Annotated in this window: 17 protein-coding genes; 11 read left to right on the top strand and 6 right to left on the bottom strand. The window is 70.6% G+C overall.

Annotated features, from left to right (window positions below):
- The first annotated feature begins 156 nt into the window (after positions 1 to 156).
- From G6W55_RS10400 to G6W55_RS10390, 3 genes are read left to right on the top strand one after another with little or no spacing between them, the layout of a single operon-like run.
- Positions 157 to 1,050, top strand: coding sequence for a xanthine dehydrogenase family protein subunit M (locus tag G6W55_RS10400; protein WP_175520495.1), 894 nt, complete (start codon positions 157 to 159; stop codon positions 1,048 to 1,050).
- On the top strand, positions 1,047 to 2,774 hold the full coding sequence (locus tag G6W55_RS10395; RefSeq protein ID WP_175520494.1) for a (2Fe-2S)-binding protein: 1,728 nt from the start codon (positions 1,047 to 1,049) through the stop codon (positions 2,772 to 2,774). Before G6W55_RS10400 ends, G6W55_RS10395 begins: the two co-directional genes overlap by 4 nt.
- Positions 2,771 to 5,080 (top strand): molybdopterin cofactor-binding domain-containing protein, encoded by a 2,310-nt coding sequence (locus G6W55_RS10390; protein WP_175520493.1) that lies wholly within the window; start codon positions 2,771 to 2,773, stop codon positions 5,078 to 5,080. The genes G6W55_RS10395 and G6W55_RS10390 overlap by 4 nt, the downstream gene beginning before the upstream one ends.
- Positions 5,081 to 5,097: 17 nt before the next feature.
- On the opposite strand, the gene G6W55_RS10385 is transcribed toward G6W55_RS10390, so the two are convergent.
- Positions 5,098 to 6,024, bottom strand: coding sequence for an aldo/keto reductase (locus G6W55_RS10385; RefSeq protein ID WP_175520492.1), 927 nt, complete (start codon positions 6,022 to 6,024; stop codon positions 5,098 to 5,100).
- Between the two features lie 242 nt (positions 6,025 to 6,266).
- On the opposite strand from G6W55_RS10385, the gene G6W55_RS10380 reads away from it, so the two are divergent.
- A complete protein-coding gene (locus tag G6W55_RS10380) occupies positions 6,267 to 7,235 on the top strand; it encodes an SUKH-4 family immunity protein (RefSeq protein WP_175520491.1) in 969 nt (322 codons plus the stop codon).
- Here the strand turns inward: G6W55_RS10380 and G6W55_RS10375 are convergent.
- From G6W55_RS10375 to G6W55_RS10360, 4 genes are all read right to left on the bottom strand, one after another.
- Positions 7,159 to 9,540: an endonuclease/exonuclease/phosphatase family protein gene (locus G6W55_RS10375; protein ID WP_175520521.1), complete on the bottom strand. Its 2,382-nt coding sequence runs from the start codon at positions 9,538 to 9,540 to the stop codon at positions 7,159 to 7,161. The genes G6W55_RS10380 and G6W55_RS10375 overlap by 77 nt on opposite strands.
- A gap of 260 nt (positions 9,541 to 9,800) precedes the next feature.
- Positions 9,801 to 11,456 carry an alpha/beta fold hydrolase gene (locus tag G6W55_RS10370; protein ID WP_175520490.1) on the bottom strand — a complete coding sequence of 552 codons (1,656 nt, stop codon included), beginning with the start codon at positions 11,454 to 11,456 and terminating at the stop codon, positions 9,801 to 9,803.
- Positions 11,453 to 12,703, bottom strand: coding sequence for an alpha/beta fold hydrolase (locus G6W55_RS10365; protein ID WP_244368338.1), 1,251 nt, complete (start codon positions 12,701 to 12,703; stop codon positions 11,453 to 11,455). Before G6W55_RS10365 ends, G6W55_RS10370 begins: the two co-directional genes overlap by 4 nt.
- Before the next feature lie 534 nt (positions 12,704 to 13,237).
- Positions 13,238 to 13,822, bottom strand: a complete 585-nt coding sequence (locus G6W55_RS10360) for a hypothetical protein (protein WP_217686717.1) — start codon at positions 13,820 to 13,822, stop codon at positions 13,238 to 13,240.
- Positions 13,823 to 13,964: 142 nt separating this feature from the next.
- Between G6W55_RS10360 and G6W55_RS10355 the strand changes: the two genes are divergently transcribed.
- Together G6W55_RS10355 and cyaB are read left to right on the top strand one after the other, a co-directional pair.
- Positions 13,965 to 14,837, top strand: a complete 873-nt coding sequence (locus G6W55_RS10355; RefSeq protein ID WP_254876170.1) for a helix-turn-helix domain-containing protein — start codon at positions 13,965 to 13,967, stop codon at positions 14,835 to 14,837.
- Positions 14,838 to 14,856: 19 nt separating this feature from the next.
- Positions 14,857 to 15,411, top strand: coding sequence for a class IV adenylate cyclase (gene cyaB / locus G6W55_RS10350; RefSeq protein WP_175520488.1), 555 nt, complete (start codon positions 14,857 to 14,859; stop codon positions 15,409 to 15,411).
- A gap of 184 nt (positions 15,412 to 15,595) precedes the next feature.
- On the opposite strand, the gene G6W55_RS10345 is transcribed toward cyaB, so the two are convergent.
- Positions 15,596 to 15,898 carry a hypothetical protein gene (locus tag G6W55_RS10345; protein ID WP_175520487.1) on the bottom strand — a complete coding sequence of 101 codons (303 nt, stop codon included), beginning with the start codon at positions 15,896 to 15,898 and terminating at the stop codon, positions 15,596 to 15,598.
- 1,057 nt (positions 15,899 to 16,955) lie between these two features.
- Between G6W55_RS10345 and G6W55_RS10340 the strand changes: the two genes are divergently transcribed.
- From G6W55_RS10340 to G6W55_RS10320, 5 genes are all read left to right on the top strand, one after another.
- Complete coding sequence (locus tag G6W55_RS10340) at positions 16,956 to 18,959, top strand: hypothetical protein (protein ID WP_175520486.1); 2,004 nt, start codon at positions 16,956 to 16,958, stop codon at positions 18,957 to 18,959.
- Positions 18,959 to 19,324, top strand: coding sequence for a hypothetical protein (locus tag G6W55_RS10335; protein ID WP_175520485.1), 366 nt, complete (start codon positions 18,959 to 18,961; stop codon positions 19,322 to 19,324). The genes G6W55_RS10340 and G6W55_RS10335 overlap by 1 nt, the downstream gene beginning before the upstream one ends.
- Positions 19,325 to 19,498: 174 nt before the next feature.
- Positions 19,499 to 20,557 carry an HNH endonuclease gene (locus tag G6W55_RS10330; protein WP_175520484.1) on the top strand — a complete coding sequence of 353 codons (1,059 nt, stop codon included), beginning with the start codon at positions 19,499 to 19,501 and terminating at the stop codon, positions 20,555 to 20,557.
- 359 nt (positions 20,558 to 20,916) lie between these two features.
- A complete protein-coding gene (locus G6W55_RS10325) occupies positions 20,917 to 21,339 on the top strand; it encodes a RusA family crossover junction endodeoxyribonuclease (protein ID WP_175520483.1) in 423 nt (140 codons plus the stop codon).
- Positions 21,315 to 21,995, top strand: coding sequence for a hypothetical protein (locus tag G6W55_RS10320; RefSeq protein WP_175520482.1), 681 nt, complete (start codon positions 21,315 to 21,317; stop codon positions 21,993 to 21,995). Before G6W55_RS10325 ends, G6W55_RS10320 begins: the two co-directional genes overlap by 25 nt.
- Positions 21,996 to 22,136: the final 141 nt, after the last annotated feature.

Raw genomic sequence — 22,136 nt, 5'->3', positions numbered from 1 at the left:
ACCATCTCCGCAGTGAGACGGGCGAATGCCTCCTAGCGGACCCCCGCGTTCGGGTGTTGCGAAGATGTGCCAGAGTTGCCACGTCCGCCCTGTCAGCACGTACCGTACGGCAACACAGGTGGGACCAGGTGGGGCAGCGGGAAGGGGCAGCCGGTTTTGACCACGCACGCACCGCAGGCGGCGCAGGCCGTCACGCTGCCTACGACGCTGGACGAGGCCGTGGCGGCCCTGGCGGCCATGCCCGCCGCCGTGCCGGTGGCCGGCGGCACCGACCTGATGTCCGCCGTGAACTCCGGGCTCCTCAGGCCCGCCGGACTGGTCGGCCTCGGCCGGATCAGCGAGATCCGCGGCTGGCAGTACCAGGACGGCCACGCCCTGCTCGGCGCCGGACTCACCCACGCGCGGATGGGCCGCCCCGACTTCGCCGCCCTGATCCCGGCGCTCGCCGCCGCGGCGCGCGCCGCGGGCCCGCCGCAGATCCGCAACGCCGGCACGCTCGGCGGCAACATCGCCTCCGCCGCGCCGACGGGCGACGCGCTGCCCGTCCTGGCCGCCCTGGAGGCCACCCTCGTCATCGCCGGCCCGAACGGCGCCCGCCGGGAGATCCCGGTCTCGCACCTGCTGGTCGGCATGGAGATGCTGCGCGGCGGCGAGCTGATCGGGTACGTGCGCGTGCCGCTGCTGCACGCCCCGCAGGTCTTCCTCAAGGCGACCGGGCGCACCGGCCCCGGACGCGCCGTCGCGTCCGTCGCCCTCGTCCTGGACCCGGCCCGGCGCGGCGTGCGGTGCGCCGTCGGCGCCATCGCGCCGATGCCGCTGCGCCCCCTGGACGCCGAGCAGTGGGTCGCCCGGCTCATCGACTGGGACAACAACCGCTCGATCGTCCCCGAGGCCCTGACCGCCTTCGGGGAGTACGTCGCCGCCGCCTGCATCCCCGACCCGGCGCCGGGCGTGGACGGCTCCGTGGCCGAGCTTCCGCCCGCCGTACTGCACCTGCGGCGCACCGTCGCCGCGCTGGCCCGACGAGCACTGGGGAGGGCGCTGTCGTGACCGACGACCAGCACGGAGAGGGCAGGCCCCCGAGCGGCGGCGGCCGCTGGGACCCGCTGCCCCAGGGCGACTACGACGACGGCGCCACCGCGTTCGTGAAGCTGCCCGAGGGCGGCATCGAGGCGCTCCTGGCCGGTGAGGCCCCTCCGCTCGCGGCGCCCGGTCACGGTTACGTGCCCCCGCCGATAGCGGCCGCGCCCCCGACGGACGACACCGGCACCTGGGCGACCCCGGCGGGCGGCAGCGAGTGGCCCGCGCAGACGGGCCCGCAGACCGTCGGCGACGACCGGTTCACGTACAACCCGGGCTCGACCGGGCAGTGGAACTTCGAGGAGGCGACGGGCGGCGCGGCGGCGCCGGGCGGTCAGGGCGCTCCGGGGGGTCCGGGCGGTCCGGGTGCTTCCGGTCACGAGGTGACCGGCCAGTGGTCGATCCCGGTCGTCGGCGGCGACCTTCCGGACGAGACCGGCGAGTTCACCCAGTCGTCCCTGGTCGAGCAGTGGGGCGGCGGCACGCCTCCGGCCACCCTGCCGGGCGGCGCGCAGGCCCCCTGGGCGACCGGCGCGACCGACGGCGCGGGCCAGAACTGGGCCCAGCAGGCGGAGGCCGCCGCGGGCCACACCGGGGTGCGGGAGCCCGTACGCCCGGACGCACCCGAGTACGGGCACGCGCCGGAGCACGGCGGGGCGCACGATCCGGCGCGCGAGCGCGAGTACGGCGGCGAGGCCAGGGAGCGCGTCGAGCGACCCGAGCGGTCCGAGCAGCAGCCTCCGGCCGGGTACGACACCGCCCCCGCGCCCTCCCGTGACACGCGGGACCAGACGCCCCAGGAAGGCGTCCGGACCGCCGCGGGGTCCGCCGGGTCCACCGGCACCTCCGAGGACGCGACAGGCCGTCAGGAGGCCGCCGAGGCCCCCCAGGGGCCCGCCGCGCCGTCCGCCGGCCCGGAGTCCGAGGCGCCCCCGAACGAGAACACCGCCGCGCCGGACCGGGCGCACGCCCCGGACGCCCCGGACGCCGACGAGCCGCCCCCGCCCCCGGCCGAGGAGCACCCGCTCGCCTCCTACGTCCTGCGCGTCAACGACGCCGACCGGCCCGTCACCGACGCCTGGATCGGCGAGTCGCTGCTCTACGTGCTGCGCGAGCGCCTCGGCCTCGCGGGCGCCAAGGACGGCTGCTCGCAGGGCGAGTGCGGCGCCTGCAACGTGCAGGTCGACGGACGGCTCGTCGCCTCCTGCCTGGTGCCCGCCGTGACCACCGCCGGCAGCGAGATCCGCACCGTCGAGGGCCTCGCCGTGGACGGCCAGCCCTCGGACGTGCAGCGGGCGCTCGCCCGGTGCGGCGCGGTGCAGTGCGGCTTCTGCGTGCCCGGCATGGCGATGACCGTGCACGACCTGCTGGAGGGCAACCCGGACCCCACCGAGCTGGAGACCCGGCAGGCCCTGTGCGGCAACCTGTGCCGCTGCTCGGGCTACAAGGGCGTCCTGCGGGCCGTGAAGGACGTCGTCGCCGAACGCGAGGCGCTCGCCGAGGAGGCCGAAGCGGACGCCGACGGCGACGAGGCCCGCATCCCGCACCAGGCGGGCCCCGGCGCGGGCGGCGTCCACGCGTCGGCGTTCGAGAACCCGGCGCAGCCGCACCCGCACGACCCGTCGTACGACCAGGCATACGACCAGGGCTACGACCAGGCGTACGGACCGGCCCAGGACGGAGGCCAGGCGTGAGCAACGAAGCCGCCACCGCGACCACCCCCGCCGACGCCGCCCCGGCCCCCGAGCCGATCCCGCACGGCCTCGGCGCGTCCCTCCAGCCCGCCGACGCGCGCGCGAAGACCGAGGGCACCTTCCCCTACGCCGCCGACCTGTGGGCCGAGGGCCTGCTCTGGGCGGCCGTGCTGCGCTCCCCGCACCCGCACGCGCGCATCGTCTCCATCGACACGTCCCACGCGCGCGAGATGCCCGGCGTACGGGCCGTCGTCACCCACGAGGACGTGCCGGGCCGGCCGGTGCACGGACGCGGCCGGGCCGACCGTCCGGTGTTCGCCTCCGAGGCCGTACGCCATCACGGCGAGCCCATCGCGGCCGTCGCCGCCGACCACCCGGACACCGCGCGGATGGCGGCCGCCGCCGTCATCGTCGAGTACGAGGTCCTCGACCCGGTGACCGACCCCGAGCTGGCCTTCGAGGCGGCGGCCCTGCACCCCGACGGCAACCTGATCCGGCACATCCCGCTGCACCACGGCGACCCGTCCGCGGCCGGCGACATCGTGGTGGAGGGCCAGTACCGCATCGGACGCGCCGACCCCGCCCCGATCGGCGCCGAGGCCGGACTCGCCGTGCCCCGCCCCGACGGCGGCGTGGAGCTGTACCTCGCCTCCACCGACCCGCACGCCGACCGGGACACGGCCGCCGCCGTCTACGGCCTCTCCACCGACCAGGTGAAGATCGTCGTCACCGGGGTGCCCGGCGCCACCGCCGACCGCGAGGACCAGGGCTTCCAGCTCCCGCTGGGCCTGCTCGCGCTGAAGACCGGCTGCCCGGTGAAACTCACCGCTACGCGCGAGGAGTCGTTCCTCGGGCACGCGCACCGGCACCCCACCCTGCTGCGCTACCGCCACCACGCCGACTCCGAGGGCCGGCTCGTCAAGGTCGAGGCGCAGATCCTGCTGGACGCGGGCGCGTACGCCGACACGTCCTCCGAGGCGCTCGCCGCCGCCGTCTCCTTCGCCTGCGGCCCCTACGTCGTCCCGAACGCCTTCATCGAGGGCTGGGCCGTCCGCACCAACAACCCGCCGTCGGGCCATGTGCGCGGCGAGGGCGCGATGCAGGTGTGCGCCGCCTACGAGGCGCAGATGGACAAGCTCGCCAAGAAGCTCGGCGTCGACCCGGCGGAGCTGCGGCTGCGCAACGTCATGGCGACCGGCGACGTCCTGCCCACCGGCCAGACGGTGACCTGCCCGGCGCCGGTCGCCGAACTCCTCCAGGCCGTCCAGGAGTACCCGCTCCCGCCGCTGCCCAAGGACACCCCCGAGGACGAGTGGCTGCTGCCCGGCGGCCCCGAGGGCGCGGGCGAGCCGGGCGCGGTGCGCCGGGGCGTGGGCTACGGCCTGGGCATGGTGCACATGCTGGGCGCTGAGGGCGCCGACGAGGTCTCCACGGCCACCGTGAAGGTCCAGGACGGCGTCGCCACGGTCCTGTGCGCGGCGGTGGAGACCGGCCAGGGCTTCACCACGCTGGCCCGCCAGATCGTCCAGGAGACGCTCGGCATCGACGAGGTGCACGTGGCGCCCGTGGACACCGACCAGCCGCCCGCGGGCGCGGGCTGCCGCGGCCGGCACACCTGGGTCTCCGGCGGCGCGGTGGAACGCGCGGCCAAGATGGTCCGCACCCAGCTCCTCCAGCCGCTGGCCCACAAGTTCGGCATGTCCCACGAACTCCTCCAGATCACCGACGGCAAGATCACCTCCTACGACGGCGTCCTGTCGACGACGGTCGCCGAGGAACTCCACGGCAAGGAGCTGTGGGCGACGGCACAGTGCCGCCCGCACCCGACGGAACCGCTGGACTCGGCCGGCCAGGGCGACGCCTTCGTCGGCATGGCGTTCTGCGCGGTCCGCGCGGTGGTCGACGTCGACATCGAGCTGGGCTCGGTCCGGGTCGTGGAACTGGCCGTGGCCCAGGACGTCGGACGCGTCCTCAACCCGGCGCAGCTCGCGGCGCGCATCGAGGCGGGCGTCACCCAGGGCGTCGGCATCGCCCTCACCGAGAACCTCCGCACCCCGCGCGGCCTGATCCGCCACCCCGACCTCACCGGCTACGCCCTGCCGACGGCCCTGGACGCCCCGGACATCCGGATCGTCAAGCTGATCGAGGAACGGGACGTGGTCGCCCCCTTCGGCGCCAAGGCCGCCAGCGCGGTCCCGGTGGTCACCTCCCCGGCCGCCATCGCCTCCGCGGTCCGCGCCGCGACGGGCCGCCCGATCAACCGCCTCCCGATCCGCCCCCAGGCAGCGGTGGTCACGAGCCAGTAACGATCCGGGGGGCGCGCTCAGGCGCCCGGGTCGTCCGTGGTGTCCGTGGTGTCTGGTTCGTTCGGTTCGTCGAGGAGGGCCAGGTCCTTCTCGGTCAGGCGCAGGGTTCCGGCGGTGATGTTCTCGGTGAGGTGGGACGGGTTCGTGGTGCCGGGGATGGCCAGGACGTGGGGGCCTCGGTGCAGGGTCCAGGCCAGTCGTATCTGGGCGGGTGTCGCGCCGTGGGCGCGGGCGACCGTGTGGACGCGCGCGTCCCGCTCCCGGGCCGCGGCGGCCTCGCGCCGCAGGCCGGAGACGGCGAAGAACGGGACGAAGGCGATGCCCTGTTCCCGGCACAGGTCCGCCAGCCCGTTCTCGTCGGCGCGGCGCCAGTCCAGGCCGTAGGCGTTCTGCACGCAGACCACGGGCGCGATCGTCTGAGCCTCGGCGACGTGCTGCGGCCGGACGTTGGAGAGGCCGAGGTGCCGGACGAGGCCCGCCTCGCGCAACTCGGCCAGGGCGCCGAAGTGTTCGGCGACCGAGTCCATGCCGTTGCTGCGCAGGTTCACCACGTCCAGGTGGTCCCGGCCGAGTTGGCGGAGGTTCTCCTCGACCTGGCCGCGCAGCCGGTCGGGGCGGGCCATGGGAAGCCACTCGCCGGAAGGATCGCGGCCCGGACCCACCTTGGTCGCCACGACCACGTCACCGCGCCAGGACGAGAGAGCCCGGTTGATCAGCTCGTTCGCGGAGCGCAGCGGCGAGAAGTAGAAGGCCGCGGTGTCGATGTGGTCGACGCCCTGCTCGAACGCGCCGTGCAGCAGCCGTACGGCGGCGTCGCGGTCGACCGGAGGGCCGTCGGAGTTGCCCAGCATGCCGTTGCCGGTCAGCCGCATCGCGCCGTAGCCGACGCGGTTCACCTCCAGATCGCCGAGCTTCCAGGTCCCTGCCGCCGTCGCCGCGCTCACCGTGCTCCTTCACCTGTTCGCCGTCGGGCTCTGGAGTATGGGGCGGCCGCGGGGTGCCGCGACAGGTCGCACGGCTGCGGGGAACGCCACATCCGGAACGGGAACAAACCGTCTCCGCACGGTTGTTGGACTTGTCGTCCGGGGAGAGCGGGCCGGGCGCGATCGCCGGTCGGACCGATTGTCAGTGGGGCCCCGTAGGCTGCGGAGCAGTGGGACGGCGCACTTCATGCACGGGGGACCCGATGAGCACGACCAGGACCACCACCAGGACGACGATCACCACCTTCACCGAGGACCGGCTCGGCCGGTGCGTCACGCTTCCGACGGCCTTCGGGGCGTCGCGCGGGGCCGTCTCGGCGGCGTATTTCCTGTCCGGCCGGCCCGGTCCGGCGGCCGCGCGGCCGGTGGTGCCCACCCTGGAGAGATGTGCCACGGTCGCCGATGAACTGGCGGCGCTGAGAGGCCAGTTCGCCTGTTACGCGGCCCGGCTGGAGCCGTCCGCGGTGGCGGAGGTGACGCGGCGGCTGCTGGCGGTGTTCGAGGAGGCCACCGGGGGCGGTCCCGACCCGCTGTGGAGGATCGCGACGGTGATCCGTCCGCCGGCGCCGGGTGGGGCGGGACGGGCGACCGGCTCGGGCTCGGGGCTCGCCCTGGACCTTCCGTTCCGGTTGCTGGACGAGGAGTTCGGCGCGGCGGGTGTCGTGCGCTTCGAGGAGGTCGACTTCCCGCGGGAACTCACCCACGCCCCGACCCGCCGGTTCCTGCGCGAGGTGGGGCTGCCGGAGCGGGCCGACCGGTTCGCCCTGGAGACCGACGTCCCGCTTCAGACGCTCGCCGGGTCCACCGGGGGCCGGCTGATCCGGCTCGGGCGGCTGCCGCGGGGCGCGAGCCTGATGGTCGACGGCGCGACGGGGGCCGTTCTGACGTGGAGCGAGTCCCTGAGCGACCCCGGCCCGCGCCCGCTCAGCGCCGATGTCTCCACCCTGGCGTTCGCCCTGTGGCTGACCCGGCGTGAGCGGGCTCTGCGTGTAGTGCGGGAACTGACCGGGATGTACGACGGGCTGGCCGAGGCGATGACCCGTACCCTCGCCACCCCGGCCCCGGCCCCGGCCTCGTCCCCGTCGTCGCCTTCGGTTACCGGCAGCCGTCCACGTCGATCCGCACGATCTGCGGGTCGTGGTCGCTGGCCTGGTCGGCGAACTCCGCGTTGATGTGCACCACGTCGTAGTCGAAGCGCGTCACGGCCGGGCTCGTCAGGATGTGGTCCAGGGTCTGCGCGTTGCCGTCGTACACGTAGGTGTAGCGCTGCGCGGCCGGCAGGGTGCTGATCAGCGGCTTGAGGACCTTGCCGGCGGTCAGCGCGGCGACGGTCGGGGAGAACTCGAAGTCGTTGAGGTCGCCGAGCACGACCGCCTTGGCCTTCTTGTCCGCCGCCAGCAGCGACTTGACGAAGGTGTTCACCGCGACGGCCTGCGCCTGCCGCTGTGTCTCGGAGCTGCGGGCCGGCGGCTGGTAGCGGCCGTGCAGGGGCTGGTCGCCGCCCTTGGAGGCGAAGTGGTTGGCGATCACGAACACGGTCTCGCCGTGGAAGACGAACTCGCCGACGAGCGGCTTACGGCTGCTGCCCCAGGCGCTGTTCGCCGGGTCGATCCGGCCGGGGGAGGCGGTCAGCCGGGCGCCCTTGCGGGTCTTGACCACCCCGGTGGCCGTGGTGGCGTCACCGCCGGGCCGGTCGGTGAAGGACACCCGCTTGGGGTTGAAGAGGAACACCTGACGGATGTTGCCGCCGGGCTCGCCGCCGTCCTGGTTGTTCGCGGGGGCGATGTACCGCCACTGGTAGCGGGGCCCGCCGGACGCGCGGATGGCGTCCGTGAACCGCTTCAGGGTGGCCTCGGAGGTGACCGTACCGTCGTTGGTGGCGCCGTTGTCGTCCTGGATCTCCTCCAGGGCCACGATGTCGGGCGAGCTGAGGTTGACCGCGACGCCCTCGGCGAGCCGGTCGAACTTCCCCTGGTCGTCCAGCGCGTCCAGGTTCTCCACGTTGTACGTGGCGACCGCCAGCTCGCCGCCCTTCGCCCGGCGGGTCACCTCCCGCTTCAGCTTCTTGTCGACCCGTGTACCGAGCTGCGTGGCCTGGACGTTGTAGCCGCCGTAGGTGGAGTAGTCGAGCGGCCCCGTGGTGGTGCCGGACAGCACGTCACCGACGTTCGCCACCGGGAAGGCGGCGGCGGTGTCGAGGGACATCACCTTCAGGCGGCCGGTGTTGGGCTGGTCGTAGGAGGAGTAGAGGGTGCCGCCGCGCGCGGAGGGGCTCTCGTCCGGCTTGACCGTCACCCACAGCTCGTCGTAGGCCGTGGTCGCGCCGACCACGCGCGCGTCGGCGAACGTCACCCGCATGCCCTCGGCGGACTCGTAGAAGTCCTGCGCGTACACGGCCGGTTCGAGGGCGAGCGCGTCGATGCTGCCGCCGTCGGCGGTGGGCGCGTAGCCGGCCGGCACGCTCGCCGGGTCCAGGGTGACGGGCGCGGGCAGCGGGTTGCCGCCGGACAGCACGGTCACGGTCGGCGTGGTGATCTCGGTGACGGACTGGCTGGTGCTGCTCGGGTAGTACTCGCTGACCTTGCCGCTGACCAGCACGGAGTCACCGACGGCCACGGCCGGGTCGGCGGAACCGGTGTAGACGAACACGCCTTCGCTGGTGCGGGGATCGGCGTCGGCCTCCGGGTCCTGGACCCAGTACCCCTTCGACCCCGAGGTCCGCACCCCGGTGACGACACCGGGGACACGGGTGACCGTCCGGCCGTCGAGAGGGGAGAGGCGGGTGGTGCCCTGGATGTCACGGACGCGGACGGTACCCGGGGTGGAGGGATCACCGCCGTCGCCATCGCCGTCCCCGTCCCCCGAACCGGGAGCCTCCCCGGCGGAGTTGACGGGCGACGGCGTCTGGGCGCCGAAGTCCCCGGCGTTGTCGTCGGTGTCGGTCAGGCCGGAACTCCGCGTCACGGACGCGGTGTTGGACGCCCCGGCGGCCGGTCCGCTCCCCTCCCGCACGACGGCGCTGCCGTAGCCCACCAGGTCGACGATCCGGCTGTCCGCCGCGCAGTCGGCGGCGGTCTTGCAGGTCAGCGCGGCGGTGCCGGAGACCAGGGCGATCGTGCCGCTGGTGGCGCTCATGGCGATGGAGCCGGTGGCGTCGGGGTTCGGAAGCGCGGTCGTGCCGCCGGTGCCCGCCCCCTCGGCCACCAGGTACCGTCCGCCGGGCGTGAGAGCCCCGCTCAGCGCGGTCACCTGCCACTGCGAGGACGCCGACGGCGACCCCGGCAGATACTGCACGCTGTATCCGGACAGGTCGTAGGCCGCGGAGCCCGCGTTGCCCAGCTCGACGAAGTCCCGGACCAGCGTCGCTCCCGAGTTGCCCCCGCCGCCGTACACCTCGGCTATGACGGCCGTACCGGACGGCGCCGCGTGGGCGGCGGCGGGCAGGGACACGATGGCGAACGCGCTCGCCAGCCCCATGGAGATGGACGCGTACCCGGCCCGGCGAGCGGGGCGCGGTCTGCTACCGGCGTTTCTGGACACGGTGACGGTCTCCTCGTACGTCGCGGTGAAGTCGGCTCAAGTTACGCGCGTAGAGAGGGGGTCGCCAAGGGGGCGGAGGTTAATTCCCGGGAACGGAAAGGGGGTTGCGGGGCTGGGGGCCCGACGCGGTGGGCGGGCGAGCGCCGTTGTCTCTCGGCTGCTCGCCCGCCCCGGAACCACTGGTCGCCCTCAACGATTCACGGCGCGATCTCGAACTGCGGGGGCTGGAGACCGGCCAGGCAGGACGTGTCCGCCGACGTCGGCGCGTCGAAGAACGACCGGGTGATCGACTGCGCGCAGGGCGATTCGGCGAAGGCCACGTGGGCGACGTACGGCACGGTCACGGTGGTGGCGCGGGGCAGGGTGCGGGCCACGTAGGGTCCGTTGCTCGGCGCGGTCTGCGCGTCGAAGCCCGCCGACATGACCAGGGTGGGGATGTCACTGCGGACGACGCTGCGGACGGCACGCGGTTGCGCGGGGACGTTCCAGGCGCGGCAGTCGTCGTGCAGGAAGGGGAGCTGCGGGGCGTTGGCGAGGACGGAGCGGGGGAACGTGGGGAACGCGCGCCGTCCCGCCCGGATCACCTCGTCCTGGGTCTCGTACGGTGTCCACTCGCCGCAGAAGACGCCGTAGGCGAGCCCGTGCGCGACCCGGCCGACGGCCTGCGGGCTGAGCTTGCCCCCGGCCCACTGCTCGGCGATGCGCTGCGGGTTGCCGTGCGCCAACTCGTCGATGGAGCGCGGCACTCCGGACGCCAGGTGGGTGGCGGAGGTCAGCCAGGTGACCAGCGTGCCGCCGTCGATGACGACCTTCACCGGTGCGGGCTGTCCGGGGACGGTGACATGGGTGGTGACCGGACGGGCCTCGAGCCTGCTCACCAGGTCCCGGAAGGTCCTCAACAGTCGGGGATAGCGCTGGTTGCAGGCCGGCTGCCGCGCGCAGGCCGCGAAGAGTCCGTCGAAGCCCTCGCGCGCCGCCCTCCAGGTCACCGCGCCGCCGGCCAGGGAGGGCGGCAGCACACCGTCGATGCCGACGGACCGGACGCCCTGCGGGTGCGTGCGCATATAGGTCAGGGCCAGGTCCGTACCGTACGAGATGCCGAACACGTTCCAGCGCTTGATGCCGAGGGCGACGCGCAGGTCGGCGTAGTCGGCGGCGCTCTCGGTGCTGTTGTAGGCGCCGAGGTCGGCGGTGCGCCGCGTCAGCCGGTCACGGCACTCCCGTGTCGCCCGGACGTGCAGGCGTCCGGTGGAGGGGGCGTTGTAGACCAGGCCGACGGCACGGGCGTTGAACTCGTCGATGTTCGGGCAGGTGAGCACCGGGTCGGCGGAGTAAGTACCCCGCTGGGACATGAAGATGACGTCCCGTTCGCGGTTCAGGCCGCCGTCGACCGCGAGTTGGGCCTCGGAGACGGCGTCGTCGCCGGGCCCGCCGGCGAACCACACGATCGGGTCGGGCGCGTGCCTGCGGGTGGCGGCCGGCACGACGGCGACGGAGAGGGTGATCTTCCGCCCCCGGGGGCGGGAGCGGTTCTCGGGCACGGTGAGCGTGCCGCAGTTCGCCCCCTCCAGAGCGGGGACGGGGTCCGCGGTCCGCGGACAGGGGCCCGGTACGAAGCGGGAGTGGCCGGCTGTCCGGGCGACGGTGCCCGGGGTCGTCGTGCTCGTCGTGGTCGTGGTGGTTGTCGTGGTCCGGGCGACCGTGCGCGGAGTCGTCGTGGTGCCGGGCTCGGCCTCGGCGGGGGAGGCGGCGAGACCGGCGATCAGGAGGCCGGCCGTGGCCCCCGCGAGCGCGGCGGGCAGCCGGCGCGGCGGACGGTGGGACGTCTTACGTTCTCCAGGGCTGGACGTCATGAGTGCTCCCGGGCGGGGACGATGGTGAACGGCTTCGGCGTCAGGCCCGCGACACAGCGGGTGTCGGGCGCGGTGGGACGCGTGAGGAACGAGGTCAGGACGCTCGCCGCGCACGGCGACTGGGGCACCACCCAGTGGCCGATGCCGGGAATCAGTACGGTGGTCGAGCGGGACAGGGTGCGGGCCGCGTACGCGCCCCAGCGGGCCCCCGTCTTGGCGTCGAAGGTTCCCGAGAGCACGAGCGACGGCACCTTGCTCACGGTCGTCACCCGCTGGACCGGGGTGCGGTCCGGGACGTTCCAGACGCGGCACGCCTCGTGCTGGAAGGGGAGCTGGGGTGCCTGGGCGAGCACCGAGTCGGGCCAGCCGGGGAAGGCCCGGCGGCCGGCCGCGAGCAGGTCGGCCCGTGAATAGCCCGGCACCCACTCGCCGCACGCCACGGACTGGGTGAGGCCGTGCGCGAACTCCCCGATGACGGGTGTGGCGCCGGCGGCGCGGGCCCGGGCGAAGCGCCCCGGATCGCCGTGGGCGAGTTCGTCGAGCGCCGCGGGCACGTCGACGGCCGGGACGGCGTTGGCGACGAGCAGATTGACGAGCGCGCCCCCGTCGAGGACGACCTTGACCGGCGCGCCTCCCCCGGGAGGCTGTGCCCGCACCGTCAGGGGGTGTGCCTCCAGCCGCCGGACCTGCTGGGTCAGCGTGCGCGAGAGGTTCGGGTAGCGGTTCCTGCACGCCGGCTGGGCCGCGCAGGCGGCGAACACGGTGTTGATGCCCTCGCGGGCGCTGTCCCAGGTCCACGGCAGACTGACGATCTGGGGAGGTACGACCGAGTCGATCGCCAGCGAACGGATGCCCTGGGGGTGGCGGCGGAGGTAGGTGAGCCCGAGGTCGGTGCCGTAGGAGTAGCCGTAGACGTTCCACCGGCGGATGCCGAGCGCCGTGCGCAGGTCGGCGAAGTCGGCGGCGTTCTCGGTGGTGTTGTAGGCGCTCAGGTCGACGCCCTGGCCCGCGAGACGGTCCCGGCACTGCTTGGTCGCGCGCACCAGGCGCCGTCCGGTCGACGCCGCGTCGTAGCGCAGCCCGACGGCCTCCGCGTAGAAGCGGTCGATCTCCGGGCAGGCGAGGTTCGGCCGCGCGTACAGCGTTCCGCGCTGGGTCATGACGATCAGATCGCGGTCCCGGTTCACGCCCGCGCCGATCACGAACGGCATGTCACCGAACGCGTCGCCCCCGGGACCACCGGCCATGAACACGACCGGATCCGCGCCCGGCTTAGGCGAGACGGCCGGAACGACCGCGACGGCCAGCCGGATCGTCCGCCCACCGGGCCGCGACCGCTTCTCCGGAACCTCCAGGAACCCGCACCGCCCGGGCACCGGCTCGGGCGTCGACGGACACGGCCCGGGCACGAACCGCGCGGACGCGACCGGCTGCGGCCCGCTCGCGGCGTGACCGGGCGTCGGGGCGAGGACGCCGAGGAAGGCGAGCCCGGCGGCTGCCACTGCGGCGCGAGTCCGCCGGGGGTGCCGCAGTGCGGACGGGCCGCTGTTCCCACTGCTGCCGCTGCCGCTCCTGCGAACGGTCGGCGGCCAGCCCGTTCTAATGCGCTGTTCCCTCATACGATCCCGTTTCTCTGACGCCCCCGGCCACGCAGGGCAGGGCTCCGCCCGCCACCGCCTGCTGCGGTCGGGCACCACGTGGGCCAGCCTGAGCGCACGGACAGAGGCCCACCACTCATGGGCGCCACTCGGAGCAGTCGTTGATCGGGGGAGGAGTCGCCGCTACGGCTGTTCGGCCCCCATCAGGTGCCGTGCGGCCGCGATGAACCGGGCCACGGTCAGGGGCGCGCCGAGCGCGGCGGCGGACTCCATGGGCACCGACCAGTACGTGTCCAAGGGGAGCGGCTCGGTCCGGGAGAGCTTCGGCACGCCTAGCAGTGTGCCGCGTCCCAGGGCGTCGACATCGACCACACGCCAGTCATCGACGGCCTCACGCCAGGACGTGGGCACGCTCGCCGGCATGAGGACGTAGTAGCGGTGGTGACGCAGGTCGCAGATCACGGGCGCGCCGCCGAGCGCCTCCTCCAGGACGGTGTCGATCTCGGCGGAAGGCAGGGAGTGCGCGCCGATCACGGCGAGGACGAGTCGGCCCGGCAGACGGATCGCGGAGAACAGCGTGCCCAGGGGCAGCATGGCGACTCCGGTCGTCCGCCACTGCCGAAGGCCCTGCTTCGGCTCGGGCAGCGTGGACAGCAACCAGTGCTCGGCGGCCAGCCGCCGGTCGGCACTGCTGTGCACGAGCACGCCGGAAACGGGTTCGACCCGGCTCGGTACCACAGGGCCCGGCCGGATTGTACGGTCGGTCACGTCGACTCCTTCGCAAGTCGGCCACGCCCCCGGGCCGTTCGCGCGGTCGCGGGGGTCTCGTTCTTCAGCCAGCCTGGTCCGCGCGGTGCGGTGAAGCGATCCCCCGCCGGTAATCTCACGGTGAGATAACTTCCCGTCCCGCATGGGGATCCCGGAGGCCGTCATGCCGATTGCGCTGGTACCGATTGAATTACCGGACTGGGCGTGGGAGCGTGCCGAAGTCAGACAGGCTCTGCGTGCCCGGGACATAGGTGCGGTGTTCCGTCATGCCCAGCAGTACGCCGGTGCCAGTCAGGCCCGTATCGCCACCGCCACAGGGATGACCCAGGCCCGTGTGAACGAGATCATCAATGGGCGCCGCGAAGTGTCCCGGCTCGACGTGTATGAGCGCATCGCCGACGGTCTGCGGATGCCCGACGACGCGCGCCACCTCCTGGGGCTCGCCGCCGGCCGTGAGAAGCGCCATGGTGGAGCCGCCTTCGACCTCGCCGCGTTCCCCGAGGTCGTGCGCGTCTACGCGGCGCAGAACTCCGCTGCCGAGGAGATTCAGCAACAGGCCCGCGCGGCGGAGGAGTTGGACGTCCTTGCCGTGCGCGGCCTCGGTCTGATCGGACTGAACGACAGCCTGCTCCGCGCCTGCCTGCCGCGGGAACAGGGCGGGAAGGGCCTTCGTATCCGCGTCGCGCTCCTCGATCCTGACAGCGACGCCCTGGCCTTGCGTGCGGCTGAGATCGGCGAATCTCCCGAGTCCCTTTCCGGTGGTGTGCGCCTCGCCGAGGCACGGCTGCGGGAGTTGGCCGACACTTGCGATGTCGGCGTCTGGCGATACCGCATGCTGCCCACTTGGCGAGTCATCCGTACGGACTCCACGATGTTCGTCGGCGCGTTCGACGCGGGCTGGGAAGGCCATGAGTCGGCGACGTACAAAGTCATGGCGACGCCGCACGGGCCCCTGTTCAGAGGGTTCCGCAGGATGTTCGAGGCAGTCATCGCCGGTGCCGAGCGCACGGTGTGACCAGGAAGGGGAGCGGGTCGTGATCGAGGCGGAGTTGAAGGCGCGCGTCCACGCGCCGGAAGCGGTCGTGCGACAACTGGAGGAGCGCGCGCAGGCTCGGGTGGAGGTGTATCACGACACCTACTTCGACCGGCCGGATGGTTCCTTGGAGAAAGCCGGCCAGGAACTCCGCCTCCGGACCGTGCACGGCCCCGACAGCACCCGGACAGTGCTCACGTGGAAGGCGGCCGCGGTCGATGAGGCGTCCGGGTCCAAGCCGGAACACGAGACTCTCGTCGAGGACGCCGAGGCGGCGCACGCCATCCTGCGGGGTCTCGGACACGTTGTTCTCATCGAGTTCGAGAAGCGTTGCAGAAACTACGAGTTCACCGCCCACGGCCGGCGAATGCTCGCCACCCTCGTCCGCGTGCCCGAGCTCGACGGGACGTTCCTCGAGGTCGAGACCCTTGTCGAGGAAAGCGACTTGGCGGCGGCCCTGGAGGACGTACACGCGATACTCACCGACCTGGGCATCGGACCGGAAGACCTGACACAGGAGACGTACACCGATGCCGTCGCCGCACAGCGCGGCTGACGCGCAAGCGTGAGTCCGAGGCTCTCGGCGGCCCCGAGGTGCTGTCGTGGGCTGGGTTGCAGGGGGAACGCAGTAATGAGGTCTGAACCGGTCTCGCGGGTCCCGGCGCCCGAGATCTGCCCTCCGACGACCAGTACTCCAGTGGGACTTTGTAATTCCATGTCACGTCAGGCGGGCGTGGTGGCTACCGGGTGGCTTCCTGCCCGATCGCACGGAGGACATCGGCAAGCCAGACCAGGTGGTGGCCCACGACCCGGTCCGGGTCGGCGAGTAGGTCCTCAAGGTGCTGCCATGACTCGGAGAGCTGGCCGATCGTGATCGTTCGCGGTTCGTTGGAGACGTCGTAGAGCTCGTCGCCCGGGACAGACCAGAAGTAGTCGCGTTCGAGTGCCACTGTGCCGTCGGCCGACGCTTCGATGTGTCGCAGTGCCAGCTCGAAGACGTGCCGGAGCCGGTCAAGCGGGATCTGTAGAGGTTCGCTGTCCATGCGCTCATCTTGCCGATCAGCGCCGTCGAGCCGAAGCGAGGAGTCCGGCACTGCCCTGGACCCGGCCGGGGATGGGAACGGCCACCGCGTGATTTTCGGGGGCTGTTTGGACTCCTGAAGATCCTGCGGTGGCCGCAGGCCATGGCGCAGACCCTGCCTGCTGGCGGGCGATGCTCGACCAGGTCATGGCCCGGATCGCGGGGCGATTCGGACGAGTGGAACCCCGGATGCCGACTGAGACGGACGCCCAAGAGGGCGGCACCCCCGTCAGGGTGTCGCCCTCTTGTTCTGCCTGGTCAGGCCAGGTAGAGGCCGTGGCGGGAATTGAACCCACGTACCTCGCTTTGCAGGTTTGTCTGTGCTGGTCAGCGCATGATCCGGACGGGTTCAGCGGCGTTCATTCTCGTACGTGAGTTGCGCTGGTCGGGGCCGAGTGAACGGTCCCGACCACTCCCGAACGGTGGTGAACGAGACGGAAACTGAGACGGAGCGGGACCTTCCAGGGCTGCCCTCGGGAGCCGTCAACCTCCCGCTGTAAGGGAGCCCTTCGACGCCGGTGAGAGCGGGTCTATCGGAATCGCATCCCGGTGCCGCTGACCTAGTGCCTGCCCGGGACACCCATGGCGACCCACTCCGTAGCGGTCACCGTTGGTCTTCTCGGCAACCCGGTACCGGCGCAGCGCCGTGTAACAAGCCGTCTCGCCAACCTCAGCGACACGACAGTCCGTCAGGATGCGTACGTGCGAGTCATATTGGGTTGCGCCGTTGTCGCCATGGGGTTCAAACTCCCTCTCAGTGACGCGGGACACGCGTGACTGCGTACTCCTTGGGAAGCGCCGACTTCTTTGGGGAGACACAGCGAGGCCCATGCAGCGCCAGCAATCTGAGCGCCGAGGCTGAACTAACGCAGTCTGGATGTGTCCCATGCCGCTCCCACCAAAGCGGGCCGGATCCGTGGAGTGTGGGTGCGAGGGCTGGTTCGGCGTCTCCGGCTCCCGCGTGATCACCACCGCGGGAGTGGCTTCTGCGGTGCACGGAGCCTTGAGGAGGCCTTGCCGTGGCATCTGGAGACAACAACCCTGGCGAGCCGAGGGTCAATGGCGAGCGGACCGAGCTGTCCAAGCCGATCCGCCGCGTGCCGTCTATCCCTGACCCTGCACTGCACAAGGAACTGCGTGCCGCTCTGAAGAAGCGGGGCATCGCAGACAGGGTGGCCGGCGCGATCTCCACTATCTGGACCGATCCCGCAGCCGTACTGCCGCAGATCACCAATCCGCAGCGTCGCCGCATCCCCGGCGCCTACCTGCTGGTCGTCTCGGGTTCGGTGTACACCGCGCGTCTCGTTCCTGACCCGCTCAACCCGCGTAACGCCGACCACGTCCCGTTCGCCCTGGCGCAGGCCGTCGGTGCGCCGCCGGCCGCTCTCGCGTCCGCCGCACAGGATGGCGAGGGCGAACTGGCCATCCACGTAGAAAGCCGGGACGCACTGATTGAGCAGGTCGACTGGGCGATCGAGACGACCCGCAACCGCAACCGCCCGGTGCCGGACATTGCCGAGCAGGGCATCATGGACCCGCCGATCGGCGTCGCCACCACCGTCCACTACGACGGCACCGATGAAAGCCCGACCACGCACATCATCGTCCGCGAGGGGTCCAGCCGGACCAGCCACGGACTGGCCAACATGAGCGTCGATGCGGAGGAGATCCTCTTTTCCCTGCCACGCAACGCGAGTTCGATGCAGGCGCACATCGACAAGATCAACGGGTACGTCGGCAAGCACTCCGACGACATCCTCGACAACGAAAAGGCCGCGGTGCGGTGCGCCGTCACTGACTTCGAACTCATCATCGGAGTCGTGTCGGACGTTGCGGGTGCGGTTGACCTGCCGCAGGCCATCAAGGCACGCGTTGCACAGGACCACCTCAACACGAAGACCCCGTGGACCGACGAGGCTAAGAACACTGCGCTTGCCGAGGAGTGCCTCATCTCGGCCCGCGCTGCCGGGGCCGTACCCAGCGATGCCGAGGCCGACTGGCTGGGCGGCCGCATCACCCCTGCGGAAGCCCGCTCTCGGAAGCTCCCCCCCTACGGGGATGACAGGGCGGCCCGCGCGGTGTACCTGTTCACTACCGAAGAGCCCCGGATCCACCAGGCTGTCCGTAAGCCGATCGCCCTCGTTCTGACCAACGAGCCGGCCGGTGCGCGCAAGCGCGCCAAGGTCACGACCAGGACTAAGCTTCCGCTCGCCGTGGAGCTGATCATCAGGGAACTGCGCGGCAAGGCCTCGGACACCGAGATCACCCGCTTCCGCAAGTCGCTCACGGAGGCTCTGCCCGACAACCTTCAGAAGCTCTCCTGGCTTCCGACCAAGCGCTCTCCCGAGGACCTCTACAAGGCGGCGGTCAAGGAGATCGAGGACGAGGCCGACATGCGGCCGGCGGTCACCGAGCTGTGGGTCCGCGCTGCGTACGTCCTGGCAAAGCACAACGCCATCAGCGGACCCCGCCACGACCTCGGTGAGGGCGGTGACCGCCGCAGCGCCCGCGCCGTACTGGAGGCCCTCGCTGGAAACGAGCGCGGACTGCGCCACTTCCGCCAGGTGATCGAGGATGACCGCGCCGGGATCAAGCCCCGTCAGGTGGACGACCACGGCCAGCCGCGCCAGGACGGCGAAGGCAACGACCTGCCCGTCTCCAACGAGTTCCTGCGCACGAAGCTCGCGCCGAAGGGCGGGGAGATCCCGCCGCCCCTGACGCCCGGGAGCACCGTACAGGAGCACTACAAGCGCGGCGTGAAGGCCGTGAGGGAGACGCTCCGCATTCTGGAGACTGAGATGCGCAACCTGGTCGGCGTGGTGGATGACAATGGCACTCCGCTGATCGAGCGCGAAGGCCGCGCCCACGCGCGTCTCCTCATGGACAAGCTCCAGGAACTGGCGGGAGACGCCCAGGAGTGGTGGGAGAAGGCCGTGGAGGCTCAGTCTCCCGGCACCACCGCCGACACCATCACGGTCGATGAAGGTGAGGATGAGGACGAGACCGGAGAAGAGGCCGCCTGATGAAAAAGGCCACCTACGCGGCGCTGACGGAACTCTGCGGACCCTACCTGACCCGTGCCATGCCCGAGGAACTCCCGCCGGATTCTGACCTCATGCCGGACAGCTCCTGCGCCGTTTACATCGCGGTTGATGCCCTGGGGCGCGTCTGCTACGTAGGATCCGTCTGTCGGCCCGGCGACGGCCGGGGTCTGGCGAGCCACGTCAGTGAATACCTCCACGACCTCCCCAAGACGGAGAAGTGGAGGGGGATCCACGTCCTGCCGCTGCGCTCGGACACGCCGGAGCCGGAGGTGAGGTGCATCGCCGGCGAGGTCGCCGGCTGGCTTCTTCCCTACGACCGGGAGCGCTGGCCGCTTGCGAGCTGACGCTCACGATGCGGTGCCCGGCATGGCTTCATGCCGGGCACCAGCATTCTTTCCCGCTCCCTACGGGTGAACGCTGCGGCGAGCACGGCGATGCATTGACCAACTGTCCTCGGCCGGAGCTTGCGGTGACCTTCTCCAAGGCCGGTGTCGTAGCCCGTGCTTAAACTGCCGCACATGGAAAAGGGAGCGATCTCGCGGGACGACGTCCTGAAGACCATGCAGGAGTACGACGAGCTGGGGGGACCGGCGTTTCTCAGCCTTTACGGCTTCAAAGCGGCCCGGAAGTTCCTCATCCTCCACGACGGCAAGGAGTACGACTCCAAGGCCATCGCGGCCGTAGCTCACAAGCACCAGCACGGCAGGCCCCTCACCTGGCAAGAGCTGAGCGGAGGTGTAGGCCATGCCGTTGACTGGCTCAAGCGCGAAGGGTTCAAGATCGGTGTATCGCGTAGCCCGAAGTGGACGCGCGACGAACTGATCCTGGCTTGTGACGTCGTAGCGGGGAACGGCTGGCAGGGCTTGCCTGCCTCCGACCCGCGTATCGAAGAGCTGTCCGAACTCCTCCAACTCCTGGGTGCCTACCCTCCGGAGGAGCGTGCGGCTGAGTACCGTAACCACAATGGTGCCGCCTACAAGACGCTCAACATCGCCAGCTTCCATCCGGGCTACCAGGGCACCCCGACGAACGGCGGGCAGCTGGACCGCGAGGTGTTGCAGGACTTTCTTGAACGCCCGGCAGAGATGGCGCGGGCCGCGGCACTGCTGCGCGACGGGTTGCGCTCTGGGACTCTTCAGCCCGCGCTCCCCGAGGGGGACGACACCGATGACGATGAGGTCAGCGCGCCTGAGGGGCGCGTGCTCTACCGACGCCACCGCACACGCGAACGGAACAAGGCGCTCCGCGCGAAGAAGATCGCCGCTGTCCTTAAAAAGGGCGGCACTCTGGCCTGCGAAGTGTGTGACTTCGACTTCAGCGCGGTCTACGGCGAGCGTGGACAGGGCTACATCGAGTGCCACCATGTGGTGCCGCTCCATGAGGCAGGGGAAGGCACGACGAGGCTCGCAGACCTCGCCCTGATCTGCTCGAACTGCCACCGCATGATTCACCGCTGCGCACCGTGGCCCACGCCGGCAGAACTGCGTGCGTTGGTGCAGGAGCAGGCCCGGGTAGCGGCAGCGACGGTGCCTAGGCCGCGGCCGGAGGTGGCCGACACGTACCCCCTTGCCACCTGAGCGATGTCCGGCATGCGTTCCTGTCCACCCGTCGTACCTGGCGGACGGAATCCGGCACGGACAGACGGATCTAACACCAGAGTGCCGGACCACTTTCGTGATCCGGCACTCTGGGCTGGCGGAACTCGCCAGAGGTTGCCCGCAACATGCTTTCCGACTGTCCGCATGACCGCTCCGGGGCGTTCGTAGAGGTCCACACGGCAGGTCAGAGGGGGTGCGCGCACGGCGGTGAACGGTGGCGGCTGTCAGTGCGCTGAACAGAGAGCAGGACAACCGAGACTTGTGTCCGCGCGCGGCATGGGGCAGCCGTAGGCTGATGTCTAGCTGCTGCCGCGTAGTCAGGGAGGGGAAATGGTTGAATGATATGGGACTTTGTGATTCCCGGAATTCCGCTCTCGGTTAATTCCAAAGATGCAAAGAAAAAGCAGCGATGGATTGAGCATGTGCGCTCTTGTGCTACAGGGAAGCTGCCGGAAGATGGATTCCCGCTTTCAGGTGATGTGTCGGTATCAGTTACATACTTCCATTCAGGTGGGACGGACGTAGATATTGACAACATCTTGAAGCGCATCATTGACGGTATGTATCCGGAAGTTATGGATGATGACGCACAAATTCAAGATGTGTCGGCGTCAAGGAGGGAAATGGTAGGTGCTTCCTTCAGGAACCCGCCGCCGATAATTCTCCCCTATCTGGTAAGCGCGGACCCCTTTGTCTACGTCACCGTATATGCAGCGATGCCGCAAGAGGAGTTGCCGTGGATTGGCAAGATGAAACGATGAGGGCTCTACGTGAGCGGGCGGAAAGCCTTCCTGCTGGCTGGGTTATGTACACTAACGTAGTCGACGCCGAGCATCTCCCTGATGGATTTGCAAGGGGTGAGCGCGAGGAATTCGATGCAGTCGCTGTTGGTCCTGGCGGCGGTATCGTGTTTGAAGTACTTCGGCAAAGGTCTGCCGCCTCCCGTGTCAAGATTGCCCACGTCGAGAGCATTCGCAAGCGGCTAAATAGGTTTAGCGGCTGGGATGTCGAGGTCATCATTCTCCCTCAGTCCCCTCGTTTGGCGCAGGGGGATGAGATTGATAAAAGACTTCAAACTGTAGCCGAACTTGTGACCGCGGGTGAGTCTACTGAAAATCAGGAAGTGTTGCGTGCTGCATTTGTTCTAGCGTTTTCAGTTCTGGAATGGACTATGGCGCGATATTTTGAAGGGGGGGTGGAAAGGCGTCCTTTGAGTGTTAGTCAAATGGCCGAGAAGATGGTTTCCGAGGGGCTTCTTCCCGGGGATCTCTACCGGGATATCCGAGAGTTGCAAGCCGCTAGGAGTCAAATCGTTCATGGCCTGTCGGTGACTGCGCAGATCGATGGTGATGCAATTCGGCATGTTAGTGAGGTGGCGGAGGTGGTCAACGCCGAGCTTGCCAAGGTGCAGACCTGATGCGCAGTGGACACGCACACTAGAATTCAGGACTACCGCTGTGAGGCCTAGAAAGGGGGCGGCAGGTGTCGCAGGCTAGCCCGAGAGGGACCTTCCAAGAGATCGCGGAGGCGTTGAGAGCCCAGATCGGCGCGGAGCCAA

It is taken from the genome of Streptomyces sp. CAI-85 (assembly GCF_013363615.1).
Classification (GTDB): domain Bacteria; phylum Actinomycetota; class Actinomycetes; order Streptomycetales; family Streptomycetaceae; genus Streptomyces; species Streptomyces antibioticus_B.
The sequence above is the reverse complement of the archived record's forward strand: the minus strand, read 5'-3'. Positions and strand labels throughout refer to the sequence as shown.